General features: G+C 57.2%; 16 protein-coding genes. 9 read left to right on the top strand and 7 right to left on the bottom strand.

Annotation, left to right across the window (positions count from 1 at the left end; all coding sequences use genetic code 11):
- Positions 1–97: 97 nt before the first annotated feature.
- Together H7A51_13310 and ribD are read right to left on the bottom strand one after the other, a co-directional pair.
- Positions 98–856 carry a PspA/IM30 family protein gene (locus tag H7A51_13310; GenBank protein MCP5537192.1) on the bottom strand — a complete coding sequence of 253 codons (759 nt, stop codon included), beginning with the start codon at positions 854–856 and terminating at the stop codon, positions 98–100.
- 85 nt (positions 857–941) lie between these two features.
- Positions 942–1,970 (bottom strand): bifunctional diaminohydroxyphosphoribosylaminopyrimidine deaminase/5-amino-6-(5-phosphoribosylamino)uracil reductase RibD, encoded by a 1,029-nt coding sequence (gene ribD / locus H7A51_13305; protein ID MCP5537191.1) that lies wholly within the window; start codon positions 1,968–1,970, stop codon positions 942–944.
- A gap of 405 nt (positions 1,971–2,375) precedes the next feature.
- Between ribD and H7A51_13300 the strand changes: the two genes are divergently transcribed.
- Entirely contained in the window at positions 2,376–2,585 is a 210-nt protein-coding gene (locus H7A51_13300; GenBank protein MCP5537190.1) for an RNA-binding protein, read from the top strand.
- Positions 2,586–2,612: 27 nt separating this feature from the next.
- Here the strand turns inward: H7A51_13300 and H7A51_13295 are convergent, their stop codons facing one another.
- On the bottom strand, positions 2,613–3,011 hold the full coding sequence (locus H7A51_13295) for an acyl-CoA thioesterase (GenBank protein ID MCP5537189.1): 399 nt from the start codon (positions 3,009–3,011) through the stop codon (positions 2,613–2,615).
- Between the two features lie 124 nt (positions 3,012–3,135).
- On the opposite strand from H7A51_13295, the gene H7A51_13290 reads away from it, so the two are divergent.
- The 6 genes from H7A51_13290 to H7A51_13265 all read left to right on the top strand — a co-directional run bounded on the left by H7A51_13290 (position 3,136) and on the right by H7A51_13265 (position 9,822).
- Positions 3,136–4,002 (top strand): 1-acyl-sn-glycerol-3-phosphate acyltransferase, encoded by an 867-nt coding sequence (locus H7A51_13290; GenBank protein MCP5537188.1) that lies wholly within the window; start codon positions 3,136–3,138, stop codon positions 4,000–4,002.
- Between the two features lie 98 nt (positions 4,003–4,100).
- A complete protein-coding gene (locus H7A51_13285) occupies positions 4,101–5,153 on the top strand; it encodes a hypothetical protein (GenBank protein ID MCP5537187.1) in 1,053 nt (350 codons plus the stop codon).
- 75 nt (positions 5,154–5,228) lie between these two features.
- On the top strand, positions 5,229–5,801 hold the full coding sequence (locus tag H7A51_13280) for a hypothetical protein (protein ID MCP5537186.1): 573 nt from the start codon (positions 5,229–5,231) through the stop codon (positions 5,799–5,801).
- A gap of 116 nt (positions 5,802–5,917) precedes the next feature.
- Positions 5,918–6,886: a GNAT family N-acetyltransferase gene (locus tag H7A51_13275; GenBank protein MCP5537185.1), complete on the top strand. Its 969-nt coding sequence runs from the start codon at positions 5,918–5,920 to the stop codon at positions 6,884–6,886.
- A 43-nt stretch (positions 6,887–6,929) separates the two neighbouring features.
- Positions 6,930–8,285 (top strand): Gfo/Idh/MocA family oxidoreductase, encoded by a 1,356-nt coding sequence (locus H7A51_13270; protein ID MCP5537184.1) that lies wholly within the window; start codon positions 6,930–6,932, stop codon positions 8,283–8,285.
- 94 nt (positions 8,286–8,379) lie between these two features.
- Positions 8,380–9,822 carry a M81 family metallopeptidase gene (locus tag H7A51_13265; GenBank protein MCP5537183.1) on the top strand — a complete coding sequence of 481 codons (1,443 nt, stop codon included), beginning with the start codon at positions 8,380–8,382 and terminating at the stop codon, positions 9,820–9,822.
- 22 nt (positions 9,823–9,844) lie between these two features.
- Here the strand turns inward: H7A51_13265 and H7A51_13260 are convergent, their stop codons facing one another.
- From H7A51_13260 to H7A51_13245, 4 genes are read right to left on the bottom strand one after another with little or no spacing between them, the layout of a single operon-like run.
- Positions 9,845–10,741, bottom strand: coding sequence for a biotin-dependent carboxyltransferase (locus tag H7A51_13260; protein MCP5537182.1), 897 nt, complete (start codon positions 10,739–10,741; stop codon positions 9,845–9,847).
- Positions 10,742–10,763: 22 nt separating this feature from the next.
- Complete coding sequence (pxpB, locus tag H7A51_13255; GenBank protein MCP5537181.1) at positions 10,764–11,465, bottom strand: 5-oxoprolinase subunit PxpB; 702 nt, start codon at positions 11,463–11,465, stop codon at positions 10,764–10,766.
- On the bottom strand, positions 11,465–12,181 hold the full coding sequence (locus H7A51_13250) for a 5-oxoprolinase subunit PxpA (GenBank protein MCP5537180.1): 717 nt from the start codon (positions 12,179–12,181) through the stop codon (positions 11,465–11,467). Before H7A51_13250 ends, pxpB begins: the two co-directional genes overlap by 1 nt.
- A gap of 50 nt (positions 12,182–12,231) precedes the next feature.
- Complete coding sequence (locus H7A51_13245) at positions 12,232–13,605, bottom strand: Gfo/Idh/MocA family oxidoreductase (GenBank protein ID MCP5537179.1); 1,374 nt, start codon at positions 13,603–13,605, stop codon at positions 12,232–12,234.
- A gap of 164 nt (positions 13,606–13,769) precedes the next feature.
- On the opposite strand from H7A51_13245, the gene H7A51_13240 reads away from it, so the two are divergent.
- Entirely contained in the window at positions 13,770–14,192 is a 423-nt protein-coding gene (locus H7A51_13240) for a hypothetical protein (protein MCP5537178.1), read from the top strand.
- Between the two features lie 111 nt (positions 14,193–14,303).
- A complete protein-coding gene (locus H7A51_13235) occupies positions 14,304–14,789 on the top strand; it encodes a hypothetical protein (GenBank protein MCP5537177.1) in 486 nt (161 codons plus the stop codon).
- Positions 14,790–14,808: the final 19 nt, after the last annotated feature.

Genomic DNA, 14,808 nt, shown 5'->3' with positions numbered 1-14,808 from the left:
TGGGCGATGCTTTCAATAGGCGGCGCACAAAAGGTTTCATATTTTTAAAACCATTGCACCCACAAGTTTAGCCGGCTAGCGTCCATGGACGCCTGGATCACTCCGTCACCTCCGGCCCCATGGTGCCTTTGGTGGTTTCTGATTTTGGTGCCTGCTCGGGGGTAGTCCCGGTTTTCTCGAGTTCAATGCCTTCGGCAGCTGCGAAGTCGGCGAGTGCCATTTCTGCGAGGGCGTCCTCTTCGGCGACCTGCATATTGATATCGTCCATATTGATGCTGTCCCTGGCAACGCGGGCGCGGCCTGCGGCTTTGTTGCGCTCGTCGTCGACCATTTCCTCAAGACGATTGAGGGTATCCCCCGAGCCGCCGATTTCCGAGATCATACCGGACGCCATTTCGTTGAGTTCGGCCATGGCTTTTTGCACCTTCATATCGTCGATATTACGCGAGAGTTCCTCGATTTTCTTTTTCGCGGTCTTGACGCTGACGTCGCGGGCCTTGACCAGCTCCTTGTATCGCTGCTCGGCGGCCTCGAGTTGAGAGAGCATTTCATCGTGTTCTTTATCCACGGTTTGCAGCTTCATGGCATACTCGCCAGCGACCTTGCGATTACCCGCCTTGAGGTTGGCGGTGGTCTTGGCGCGCAGTTCCTTTTCCTCCTTGTCGAGTTTGTTTGTTTGGGAGATCAGTTTTTCGACCAGGGCGGCGTGGGTGGCGAGGCCTTTGTTAAACTCGGAGATCTGCTTGCGAAGGTTCTCTTTTTCCACATCCAGAAGCGCTTCCGGGTTGCGTTTTTCGATACCGCCGATGAACAGGCCGAAGAAGCCCTTGATAAGGTTGCCGATGCGTTTGAACATAATATGTTGGGTTGATTGGTGGGTATGATGGCGAAATTTATCCCACACGGCAAGTATAAGAGCGAGGGGATATTATAATTGAGCATCAACACACAAAAGCATTGAGCAGGATATCATCGCCGATGCGGGTGAATGTCTGGTTTCGTAGTTTGGTCCCACATGGGATACCGGCAAATCCGCTGTCGGGGCCACCGGTGATCATGGGCGCGTAGAAGATGGCGACTTCGTCTACCAGACCCGCGCTGAGAAACGCCGCCATCAGCGTGCCTCCGGCCTCGACGAGCACCGAGTTACATCCTTTATCGACGAGTGTTAGTAGCGCAGCCCGCAGGTCACCCTGTTCCTGTACCAGGGTGCGGTGTGCATGTGCATCCGTAAATAGTTGCAGGTTGTTAGGTAGGCTTGAGCTGGAGCCGCGGGTGATGACCATACGCCAGGGTTGCTCTTTGAGTGGCAGGCTGTTAGTCCTGACGGTGAGTGCGGGGTTGTCGCGGCGTAGTGTGTTCCCGCCCGTGATAATCGCGTCCGACTGGTGGCGAAGTTTTTGCACCACAGCCCGTGATTCCGGTGAGCTGAGCCATTGACCCTCACCCGGCGGGCGGGTGATCCGGCCATCCAGGCTGATGGCCGACTTTATGAGTACCCACGGCAGCCCTGTGCGTTGTCGTTTTGAAAACGGCCTGATCAGCGACTGACAATCCGTTTCACAGATACCGGAGGTAACCCGGACACCCTCCCGTTCGAGGAGTTGTTTTGCCCGGCCCGAGTGGTCTGGATTCGGGTCTTCGGCTCCATAGACAACGCGTTTGATACCGGCATCAAGGATACCCTGGGTGCAGGGTGGGGTTCGTCCATGGCTTGAGCAGGGCTCGAGGGTGACGTAGATGGTGGCACCGTGAATCTCATCGACCGGGTGTTGACTGAGCGCGTTGGCGATGGCTTCACGCTCTGCATGTGGTCTTCCCGCCCTGGTGTGCCAGCCCTTTCCCAACAACGTATCACCCTTGACAATCACAGCTCCAACCGGGGGGTTGGGAGATGTCAGGCCAATACCTTTGCGTGCCTCGTCAATGGCGAGCTGCATCCATTGGTCGTCGATTTTCCTCTCTGGCATGGTGGTCTCTAGGTTGCTTGCGGTCTGTGGATTCGAGCTGTGAACAAGCGGCCGCGCATTGTGGATAAGTTGTGGGGCGCCTGTTGCCTACTTCTTCGGGTTTCTAAAATAGCTTAGGTCATCGGGATGGCTTCGGTGGTAATTCGCAGTTTATTATTCCCGTGGAACACCTGTTGACATCACGTGAAACACGTCGTTTTCAAGATTATTCACATGGAGAAGAAGAAGAATTTACTGGGTTTATAAAATAAGAATTCATAAACACCGTGAATAAGTGACAAACCTGATCCTGATCGGAGTTGTTGAGACATTGTTTCTATGCATGGTAGGGTTTTATGACTCGCGGCTTGACCAATGCGCCCAGGTATGGAGTGATGTGTGCATCCACACTACCACGAGGACATTATGAAGAACGATGATTTGTTACACACTGAGAAAATACTCGCCGACCGCAAAACCTTCTATCTCGACCTCAAGGAAAATGCACGGGGTAAAGTGGTAAAGATCACGGAAGAGGTTTCTGGTAATCGCGACACGATCATGGTGCCAGCGGAAATACTTGCGGACTTCATTGATGCGTTGACTGACATCCAGGCGACAGCCAACGGGGAGTAGCCTCTGGCCGCCGTTGAAACGGGCCGTTTAGTCCCTGATGTTACGGATCTGGTCCCAGCGGTGATGCCAGTCTTCGGGCAGACGTTGTGGTTTTCCGACCTTGTCTTGATCCATAAGCACCATGGCCAGGGATTGCCGGCATGTGATGAGTGCTGTGTCATCCCCTTCGCGGGTCATCACGAAGGAACACCAGAAGCGGACACGCTCGAGCTTTTCCAGGCGGCCATGGATCACCAGCTTGTCGCCCAACTTGGCAGGCCGGCGGTAATCAATCTCGGTGCGCAGGACAACCGGATAGAGTTGGCTTTTTTCCATACTTGCAAAGTCCATCCCCATCTTGGCGCCGAGGCGGGTGCGACAGGTTTCAACCATCCTGAGGTAGGCGATGTTGTGCACGACACCAGCGCAGTCGGTATCGAAAAACATCACCTCTTCGTGCGTTGTGCATTCGGGTATTTCCATAACCGGATTATGACGTGGGCGGGGAACGAGGTAAAGAGGTGAGTGCGTATCTTCTTGATTATGAAAAGACCGTTCATAACCTCTGGCTGTGAGCCAGCTGAACCCAGACGACACGCACGATACACAAGACAGCGCAGCTCGACGCTCCATGGATGTCGGGTATGTCTTTCCATCCTTGAACCGTTCCGGCTGGCGCGGTTCTCTCAAAGACGCGCTCAACCGGGTGTTGGGCGTGCAACAAGCCTATCAGATATTTGAGCGCGCCGAGCAAAAACAGACCGAGGGCTGCACCAATGTGTTTCTGGCAGCCTTGGAAGAGGTTGCTATGACCATGGATTACGGCGACCTTGTCGACCGGATACCGTCGTCAGGCGCCGCCATCGTCGTGGCAAACCACCCCTTTGGCGGTGCAGACGCGATTGCGCTTACCGGGTTATGCGCCCGGAAGCGACCGGATACCCGTGTCCTGGCGAATGCGATCACGGCGGAACTACCGGGCACAGAAAAGTGGACGATACCTCTGGAAATTCTTGGGGAAACGGGAGCCACCCAATCAAACCGAGGGGCGATGAAACAGTCGCTGTCCTTATTGCGCTCAGGTGGTATACTGGTCGTCTTTCCTGCGGGCGCCGTATCGAGGTGGAGGCGTGATCTTGGTCGGGTTGCCGATCCGGAATGGACTGACCACGTGGCCCGGCTTGCGGCGAAAACAGGTGTGCCGGTGCTGCCGGTGCGCTTTTTTGGCAAAAACCCGCCCTGGTTTGAATTTCTGGGTGCGATCCATCCGATATTGCGCTCAGCTCTCATCGTCAGGGTGTTTCTGGCTGGTCGTGGCCAAAAGGTGATGTGCCGTCCGGGCAGCTCCATCGGCTCAGAATCCTTGGTTCGACTGGGTGACACGGCGAAGATGACCGCGGCAATCAGGTCGGCGGTGGAATCGATCCCCGAGCCGTGAACCGGGCATGATACAGCAGCATGGGCCGTTACAAATTGGGTCACGGACAGGAAACAGTTTGACTTGCCCATTTGAATACGATGCTTCATGGTGGAACCATGCGAAGAAAGACAGCTTTACGCTCAGTAAACACAGCGCGGCTGGTTTATCTGCTTATCTGTGAGTTGGCGGGCGCTGCGATTGCCAACCACGTCGGCGGCCCTGATAAAATCTGGCTGGGTATTGTGTCCGGCCTGGTTCTTGCCGCCTTCTTTATCCTGGTTGAATCGTTGATGAAGCAGTTTACCCTGCGCGGTTTCTCAAACGCCACGGTCGGCCTGCTCATCGGTGTCTTTTGTGCATGGCTGCTGTCGCGCGGCGTGGTCAGTGTGATCGAAGGCACGCTGGCAGGAAAGGTGCAGCAGCTCGACGCGATCATTCTGGGGGTCCACGTCATGCTCTATGCCACACTCGGTTTTCTCGGTGCCGTGCTGGCCTTACGCAGTGGTGGCGATGATTTTTCCCTACTCATCCCCTACGTTCGTTTCCACAAGGAATCGACTCCCGGGCCACCGCTGTTGATGGATGCACATGTGATTGCCGACAGCCGCTTGTTTGGTGTGTTGAATGCCGGTTTTATCGAGGGCAACCTGGTGATCCCCCGCTTTGTGCTCGAGGAGCTCCACATCATGGCAAACTCGCCGTCGTCCTCACGCCGGGCGAGGGGGCAGCGGGGCCTGGAAACCTTGGAGAGGTTGCAAGCCATGGATAAATTCAGGATCACGATCCACGACTCCGAAAGCGAATCGGGCTCGGACACCCACGACGCACGGTTGATGCACGCCTGCCGCTTACTGTCGGCCAAGCTACTAACAACCGATGAGAACCTGACCAAGGCCGCGCGCCTGCAGGGTGTGACGGTACTTAACATCAACGATCTCAACCAGGCCCTGAAGCCTAAGATCGCCGTCGGGGAGAGAATCCGCCTGCCTCTGGTGCGCGCCGGTAAAGACGAGCACCAGGCCGTCGGATACCTGCCGGACGGCTCGATGATTGTGGTGAACAACGCGGCTAACAAAATCAACACCACACAGGATGTCACCGTGATCAGCACACTCGAAACGGAAGCGGGAACCATGGTCTTTTCCGAGCTTTTTGAACGAGAGGATTAAGTCTCCCGAGACAAGATTAAGAGAAAACAAAATAATCACGGGAAGAAAAATCCGCCTTGCACCTCTAATCAAACCATGAAGGGACTCATCGAGGCGAACCTCCACTACCTGCAGCAGGCGGCCGCACTGGTCGATGCCCTGGAGGACGGCTCGTATGTCCGCGCCGAGCCCATGTTTTACAACTCGACCGTAGGTGGCCATCTACGCCATTGCCTGGACCACTACGAGTCGTTTGCCAGGGGTGTTAGTGAGGGGAAAATCGATTACGATTGCCGCTGCCGGGATCAACAGGTCGAAAACAAAACACACGTCGCCCGTAGTCGCATCAATACCATCATCGGGTTGCTTGAACGACTTGCGGACCAGACGCCCAACAAAAGCGTCCTGATAAAAATGGACTGCGGGGGTGCGTCACAACGGGGCCAGGACAATGCTAACAACTGCGCAGGCGGTGCCGGTGAGCTTTGGCAATCGTCTACCCTGGGTCGTGAGCTTCAGTTTCTCGTAAGCCACACCGTCCATCATTTTGCGATGATCCGCGGCATCTGCCAGCGCGCCGGAGAATCGCTCGACGCCGACTTCGGTATGGCGCCATCAACACTCCGCTATCGTGAGCAACTCGGTAACAACAAGCCCACCGCTGACTAGCCTGGCAACGCTGGCTCCGTCACGTTGCCGGCCGCACTGACCATCGATCTTGTCGATAGTGTAACAAAAACAATCTATTATCAAGATGCCGCATTGAGTCATAGAATGCAGGCGTCATGAAAACAAAAAAGCTAAGCGCGAAAACAAGGCAGGTCATGCAAGACTGGACACCCATTTCACCACCGGCTGACCCCTCGACCCTGAGGGAGGAGGTGGATGCACTCACGGCAAGCGGTCGGGGCGCCCTCGCCACGCAAGGTGGCCTGGAGGTCTACCTTGCCCCTGCGCCGTCCATCCCGGTGGTGATGCACGAGATCGGGCGACTCCGTGAAACCACCTTCCGCGAAGTTGGCGAGGGTACGGGAAAGGCGCTGGATCTCGATGAGTATGACCCGCATTACCTGCACCTGTTTCTGTGGGACCCGAAACTGGGGCAAATTGCCGGGGGCTACCGGATGGGTCGAACCGACCTGATCCTGGCGGAGTTTGGTCCCCGTGGCTTGGTGACGGCCTCGGGTTTTGAGTTCGAGCAGCCGTTTCTGGATTTCCTGAGTCCCGGGCTCGAGCTTGGCCGGGCGTTTGTTGCCGCCGGTTACCAGAGGTCGATGTATCCGCTCGCATTGCTTTGGAAGGGTATCGGCTCCTTTATTACCCGTTACCCGCGCTATCACAAACTTTTCGGCAGCGTGAGCATCAGTGATGATTACACCCGGATTTCCCAGGATATCATCGTCCGCTACATGCGTAACACCCACAAGAACCTGACGCTCGCGCGCTGGGTGCATCCGCTGCACGCGTACCATGAGATGCCGGATTTTCCTGAAGGGGATGATATCAGTGCAAGGCTCCAAAACATCGAGCAGGTGTCGGCCCGGATTGCAGCTGGCGAGCCCGACGGAAAAGGGGTGCCCGTCTTGCTGCGCCAGTACTTGAAACTCAATGCCACCTTGTTAGAGTTTTCCGTCGACCCGGAGTTCAACAACTCGTTAGATGCCCTGGTGTTGGTTGATCTCAAACAGGCACCCACAAGGATGGTCGAGCGCTATCTGGGAAAGGAGGGTTGCAAGGCACTGGGAATGCAGTAGCAAACCTGTGAAAGCCCGGGCTCGCTGGCTACGTTTTATCATAATGGACCGCCAGATTGATCGTCGTCATTTTCTCACCCAATCCTGTTTACTGGGTCTCGGAGCTACCATTCTTCCGTCGGGACAGGCTATGGCAGCACCCGCAAAGAAGATCCGTCACGCGTGTATTGGCGTCGGCGGGATGGGACGTGCCGATTTTGCGTCGATCTCGTCACACCCGGACGTCGAGGTCGTCGCCATCTGTGATATCGATACGGCACGGGCCCGGGATGTGCAAAAGCGGGTGCCCCAAGCCAGATTCTACCAGGACTGGCGCGAGCTTCTGGAAAAAGAGGACATTGATTCGGTCAACGTCTCAACCCCCGACCACATGCACGCGCCGATCACCATGACGGCGTTGTCGAAAGGGTGCCACGTCTACTGCCAGAAACCCCTGACCCATGACATTTACGAAGCGCGGATGATCGGTGCCAAAGCCGCCGAAACAGGACTGGTCACCCAGATGGGAACCCAGTTGACATCCACCATGGGTGAAAGAATAGCCGTCGAGTGGATTCGCAGCCAGGCCATTGGCAGAATCCGGGAGGTTTACCTGTGGTCGAACAAGCCACCTGAGCAATACCGCCCGAAAGGCCCCCGGCCCGCAAACAGCGATCCGGTCCCCGCCAATGTCGACTGGAATGGCTGGCTCGGTACCGCAGCGGAACGGCCATACGTCAAGGGCGTCTATCACCCGACCTGGTGGCGTGGCTGGCAGGACTTTGGCTGCGGTTGGCTCGGCGACATGGGTTGCCACATCATGGACATGCCGTTTCGCTCGCTCGGGCTGGGTATGCCGCTCTCCGTCAAGGCCGAGGTCGAGCCCGAATGGGCAGCCGATCCCGCCCGCCGCATCGAAACCTTCCCGCGCTGGCAGGTGGTTGAGTATGTTTACCCGGGGACCGACCAAACAACAGGCGACACCATCAAGCTCACCTGGTCGGATGGTGGAAAATACCCACCTGCCGGCCTGCGCAAGTTTATCGACGGCAATGAGTGGCCGCAGCAGGGGGTTTTGATGATTGGGGAAGACGGAGCCATGATGCTTGTCCATAGCGGCAGCCCCCGGCTTTTCCCCCGGGAAAAATTTGCCCAGGTCAGGCCGCCGAAGCTCGCGCCGCAACACCACTATCACCAGTTTATCGATGCCATCCTCGGTAAAAACGGGGGTAAGACCCACTCGTCGTTTCCTTATGCCGCCCGCGCGACGGAAATGGTGTTGATGGGAACCATCGCATTAAGGTTCCCCGGTCAGACACTCCACTGGCAGGCAGAACGTATGCGTTTTACCAACGTCCCGGACGCCAACCAGTTCGTGCGCCGCACTTATCGCAAAGGATGGGAGGTAGAAGGGCTGTAAGCCACCGCAGTAAAACGCCAAGGCACCATGAGCAAGTGTCTGGCCCTGCGATCGAGGGCTTGGAACCGGAGGCCGGGCGAGGTAAAGACAGACGATGAAAAAACCGAGGGTCACCATCGCCGGCATCCATATTGAGAGCGGCACATTCAGTCCGCTGATCACGCAGTATGATGATTTCCTGGCAACACGCGGAGATGAGATGCTTTGCCGCTACCCGTGGGTGGGTGGCGACGAGGCGTGGGCCAGGGGCATCGACTGGATACCGCTGGCACACTTCCGGGCCATGCCGGGTGGCGTGGTCAGTCGTGATGCCTACGAACGGATGAAGCGCGAAATCCTGGAACTCCTGTCCAGGCAGGAGTCGGATGGATTCTATTTCGATATCCACGGTGCTATGACCGTGGAGGGGCTTGATGATGCGGAGTTGGACTTGTTGTTAGGAATCCGGGAGCTGCTCGGCAAACGTACTCCCATTGCGTGTAGCCAGGATTTGCACGGTAATGTGTCCGCGGAACTGATCGCCAATTTGGATGCCATCACAGCTTATCGCACCGCACCCCATGTCGATGTCCTCGAAACCCGCCAACGGGCTGCCAGGATGTTAGAGCGCATCCTCAGCACGGGGGAGATGCCATCACGCGCCTGGGTGGGAATTCCTGTTTTGCTATCAGGGGAAATGACCAGCACGGAGGTTGAGCCGGGGCGTAGCCTCTGGGCGGGTCTCGACGAGATGACAGCTGATGCGGTCTGGGATGTATCCCTCTGGGCGGGGTATCCGTGGGCGGATCAGCCGCGCGCCATGGCATCGGTGGTGGTGACGGGAACTGACCGGAATAGCATTGCATCGATAGCCGGGGAGCTTGCAGCACGATACTGGAAGAGACGCAGTGAATTCCAGTTTCTCTCACCCGCGATGACGGTGGAGGCCGCGTTGAGGCAGCTCGACCGCTTGACGGCTCCGGTGTTTCTGAGTGATGCCGGCGATAACCCGACCGCCGGTGGCACCGGGGATACAACGGGGGTTTTACGATCACTGATAGAGTGTCCGGATACGTTGGAAAAGTCGGTCATTTTTGCCAGCATCCCTGATGCAGAAGCCGTGAATGCATGTGTTGCAGCAGGCGAAGGAGCGGAGGTGAGCCTTTCGCTTGGCGGTAAACTTGACCCGGTTCACAGTCGACCCTTGCTGGTGACGGGTTGCGTTTCCACAGTATCGGACCGCGATAAGCGCATGGGGCCGGAGGCGGTTGTGCGCGTCGGCAACGTCTCAATCATTCTCTCGGCACGACGCCGTCCGTATCATTTGCGCGAGGATTTTCTCGGCCTGGGACTCGACCCGTTAGAGTCCGATGTCACCGTGGTGAAAATCGGCTACCTGGAGCCCGAGCTCAGGGCGATGGCCGCCAGCCATGTTCTTCTGCTCAGCGAGGGGGGCGTCAACCCGGATATCAGGGGAATTGATTACCAGAACGTCGCCCGCCCGCTGTTTCCCCTCGATCAGGAGTTTGATTGGCAGCCAAATGTTAGATTGTATTAATCCGACACCTGGCATGATGGTGTCAGTCTAACATAAACCTCCTGAACGCCTGCCATTGACGGCGTGCCTCGGCCAGTGAAATAGAGGAAAAGCGGATGCGTGTCCCGGGTCGGGCCTGGGCAAGACGGGGGAGGTCGATACGGGCGATGCAACCGGGTTTGGGATAGCCCCCGAGGGTCTGGCGGTCGTTAAGGAGGATGATCGGTTGCCCGTCGGCAGGGATTTGAACAGCACCGAGAGCGATGCCTTCGGAGATGACGCCGCCTGTGGTGGAGGGGATCGGGTTTCCTTCCAGTCGGACACCCATGCGGTCACAGTCCTGGGTGACCGTGTAGACCGATCCATAGAACTGCCGTAGTGCTTCCGGCGAAAAATCCGCCACCTGACCGGACTCGATGACGCGCAGTTCGATCTCGTCGCTGTATTGCGGAATATAGCGGGCGGGCACATGACGTGCTGACCCGGGCTTGCAAACATCAGCCGACAAAAAATCACCCTCGGCAAGCAGGCTTCCTAACTGGTTGCGCACAACGGTAGAGACACTACCCAGCACAGGCACCGCATGAACCCCCCCTTGTACAGCGAGATAAGCTCGCATACCGCGGCTTGCTGCCTTCAGGGTCAGGCTCTGGCCGCGTTTGATGGAAAACGAACACCAATTTCCCACTGGGCTGTCATTGACCCGAGCCTGCATGTCGGCTCCGGTGATGGCGAGTTGCAGATCTGCCTCCGCGAGGAACCGGGCCATGCCGATGGTGATTTCAAGGGTCGCGCAATGCGCCGGATTTTCGAGCAGCTTGTTCGCCCAGGCGTGGGCGTGGAGGTCAACGGCTCCGCCTTGGCTCATGCCGTAGCGGGTACATCCGAAGCGCCCCAGGTCCTGCAGGCTTGTATGCACCCCTGGTCGTACGACGGTCAGGCCCGGCTTGTTATGTGCTCCCTTAGGCACGGCCACCCCTTTCCATGTAGGTGTCACGGTCAATTGGTACGAAGCGCACCCGGTCACCGATTTCAAAGGGACATGTGGGGGTGTTTCCAGGGTTGTAAAGTTGCTCCGGACAGGACCCTAACAAGTTCCAACCACCCGGGGATGCGTTGGGATAGACAGCCGTTTGCCGGTCGGCGATACCGACGCTGCCGGCCGGGACCTGCATGCGCGGTCGCTGGTGACGTGGCATGGCAATCCTCTCATCCACCTCGGCCAGAAAGGCAAACCCGGGCGCAAAACCAATCGCACAGACGGTGTAGTCCCTGCCCGAGTGAATGGCGATCACCTCGTCCACGGTAAGCATGGCATGATCGGCAAGCAGCTGTAGATCCGGCCCGACATCAGGGTGGTAATAGACGGGAAGCTCGATCAGTTTTCCTGACGGAACATGCTGTTGGGAAACCGGTCGATTTAACTCCTCACAGGCAATTTCTAACAATATATTCCTTGTGTGCTGCAAAGCGTCGCCTGTCGCTGATGTCTCCACGAGAATCGACGTATAGGACGGTGTTATTTCCAACACATCGCTGCACTCGGACTCAATCCTGTGAATGATTCGACCAATCACGGGTGCCAACGCGACATCGATCACCTCCGCCAGATACAGCATCATCGCGGTTTCAGACACATCCACCAACCTGACGGGTCCAGCCATTATGTTCTGAGTGACAGGTAGATTTGTTTCGCCGCCGCGATGGACGCCTCGTTGTCGCCGTGCACACAGATGGAGTCGGCCCGCAATGGCAGAACCTTACCGCTGGCCGTGGTCACGGAGCCCTGGCTGGCGATTTGTCGGGCCTGGGCAATCATGGGCCCGGGTGTCGTGAAAACAGCACCCTCCAGGCTGCGGTCCACCAGCGTCCCGTCATCTGTGTAAGCCCTGTCGGCAAAGGCTTCAAAGAGCAGCGGCACCCCGAATTTGAGCGCCAGCAGTTTCTCTGCAGCGTCCTGGGTCCGCGCCATCACCATCAAGGGGATTTTTCCAGCGAGCTTGCACAGCGCTTGCAGAATCTCCTCGAGCACATCCATCCGCTGCATCATATCGTGGTAGAGGGCACCATGCGGTTTGACATACTGCACCTGGGTCCCTTGCTCACGGCACACTGCATCCAGGGCTTCCACCTGGTCCAGCACCAGTCGCTCGATTTCCCCCGGAAGATGAGCCACGGACCGGCGCCCGAAACCCTCGCGGTCGCGATAACCCGGATGCGCGCCGACAGCGACGCCGTAGGTAACGGCGAGGTCCACCGTGCGCGCCATCAGGCCGGTGTCACCGGCGTGGTAACCACAGGCGATGTTGGCCATGTCAATCCAGCGGAACAAGGCCTCGTCATTACCCATACCCTCACCAACATCCGCGTTAAGCTTCATGGGTGACGAGTATGCAGCAGCCTGATCGGGTGATGAAGTCTAAATGAGGACTAAATTTTCTGGACCATGGGACCCCATCCCTTGCGTGGCTCGCGCCAGGCGAGATCGTTGATGGCGGGGTCGTTGGTGATCACACCCTGCTCGTTGAGCTCGAGTTTCTTGCCTGCCCGGGCACTGAGGTTGCCAAGCTGGATGTTGGCGGTCATGGGACCTGAGTAGGAAAAGTTCGACTTGCTGAACTCGCGCGGCTTGTCCCCGCGGCAGGCCATGAAGAATTCCTCGTGATGACCCGGTGACTGTTCAAGGAGTTGTTTGGGTCGACCGAATTGACGACGGAATGACTCGGGGATCAGACGTGGGCTGTTCCAGTAGTCGCCCTGCACCAGCATCTTGCCCTTGGTGCCGATGATCAGGTTTCCGGTGCGGGGCAGTGCCTTCTTATCGACTAACAGCTCCTCCGGTGTTGCGGGCATATTGTCACTGCCGTCGGCCTTTTTACCCTCGTACCAGTAGGTGGCAAATCCCGGACGGTCCTTGGTCGCGCGGTAGGTGGCCTTGACGCTCATGCCGCTGGGGAACTGGTCACCGACCGGTCCACTCATATAGAGCGGCTCGCTGGTGGCGGCGTACCCGGGGTCCATGATGGCGTAGATGCCGTCGGTGGTATGACACGCCATGTCACCGAGTGCACCGGAGCCGAAATCGGTCACACCACGCCACGCAAAGGCGTGATAGGCACCTTTTTTGAACGGACGCATCGGTGCGGGTCCAATCCATGATTCCCAATCGACATTCGGAGGAATGGGGTCGGATCCTTCCGGGCGTTTGCCGCCCTGCGGCCAGATGGGACGGTTTGTCCAGGTATGGAATTCGGTGATATCACCGAGCGCACCGGCCTTGACGTAATCGTAAACCATGCGCCATCCCTTGCCGGCATGTCCCTGGTTGCCCATTTGGGTAACGACTTTCGGGTTTGCCAGGTAGGCGGCGGTGAGCAGCTGGGCTTCTTTGACCGACCATGTCAGTGGCTTTTCCGTGTAACAGTGAATACCCATGGAAACGGCGGTCATGGTGGGTGCGAAGTGGGAGTGGTCCGGAGTTGCCACAAAAACGACGTCGAGCTCCTCGCCGTGGTTCTTGAACAGCTCACGCCAATCGCTATACCCCTTGGCGCCGCCCCAGCCTTTTTTATTGAGCGCGTTTTTCCATGCGTTTTTATCAATATCCGCAAAGGCTATACACTGAAGCCCGTGTTTGTGGCACTGGTTCAGGTGCTCGTTGGCCTTGCCTCCGGTGGCGACAAAGCCGACTTGTAACTTGCTGTTGAGGTTCTGTCCTCTGACGATGCTGGGAAACCCGAGGGTCGCGGCTCCGGCGAAGCCAAGCTTGGTGATGAATGTACGGCGGTTGAGTTGGGATGACATAATGTGGTGATGTTGAGTGGATCGGACCGGGCACGATAGCTCGGGTTATGTGTTATGTATAAGCGTATAGCCCAAACATTCTTACAAATCCATCCATAATTACCAGAAAACATCTCACAAAGCATGATCTTGGAATTATCGCACGTTCTGCTACAACCCCGGGCGTGGCAGATTCACTGTGGATGAGATTACGCGAGGTCCGCTGGGAGCAATACCAATCCTCCCCGGCGTCGAAAAAGCATGTACCGAAAATTCTCGAGAACCTGGCATCGCGCAAAGAGGCGCGTGCCATGAAGGCGAGCCACGATTTATGGCTGGCACTGTGTTCGGGTGGGGTTTATCCAGCCGCTGAGCCCTGTTTCCCATTTCTGATGGAGATCCTGGCTATCGCCGGGGTGGGTGTGCAGGCTGAGATACTGGACGTGTTGCTCAGCTTCGCCAAGGTGCCCAATGACGACACGGCGGAAGATTGGCAGAGGCGCCTGCGGATGCTGCTGGCCAAAGAACATCGTTTCCTCACCAAGCTGGGCCATAACCAGGATACGATCGTGGCCGACAAGGCGGTGCGGTTACTCGGTGTCATTTGATCGCAAAACCCAACCACCAACTGTCAGTGCGGGGTGTCCGGCTTGGCTCCTTTTGTAAAAAACCAGCGTATTTGCTAAGGAATGTTCGTCGGATGTGTCATAGTAGTAACCATGAAATCCATAAACCTGACCATTACCGCCTTCGCTGTGTGTCTGCTCACCGTCTTTGCCGATGAAAAGGCACCCGTCCCCACCAAACCCGCCGAGGTGCGGAAGCTACTTTCCAGTCACGTCACCCTGGCGACGTTCGACGGGATCCGTTTCCAAAAATGCCGCCACCTCACAGCCCTCTGCCCTGACAAATGCACCCATGGCGGCAAGGTGGCGACATTCACGGTCACCAAGTACCTCGATTACCAGAAACCCGGGAAATATGGCGACCCCAAGGCCACCACCTTTCTCACCATGGTGCAAGACCAGCTGGGTAACGCCAAGGTCCCGGATGACACCCTGGTCATCATCAATGCGCTGAAAAAAGGCGACGCGGTCCGGCTTTCGTGGAACCACGACTATGTTACGAAAAACGGCGCCTCCTACCCGGTGCGCACCATCACCAAGCTGGTCAGGATGGACGCCGCCGACCCCAAAGGCGAATAAGGCGAACAAGGCCAGGCGC

Source organism: Akkermansiaceae bacterium (assembly GCA_024233115.1).
Lineage (GTDB): Bacteria > Verrucomicrobiota > Verrucomicrobiia > Verrucomicrobiales > Akkermansiaceae > Oceaniferula.
Note: the sequence above shows the minus strand (reverse complement) of the source record. Positions and strands in the feature narration are given on the sequence as shown.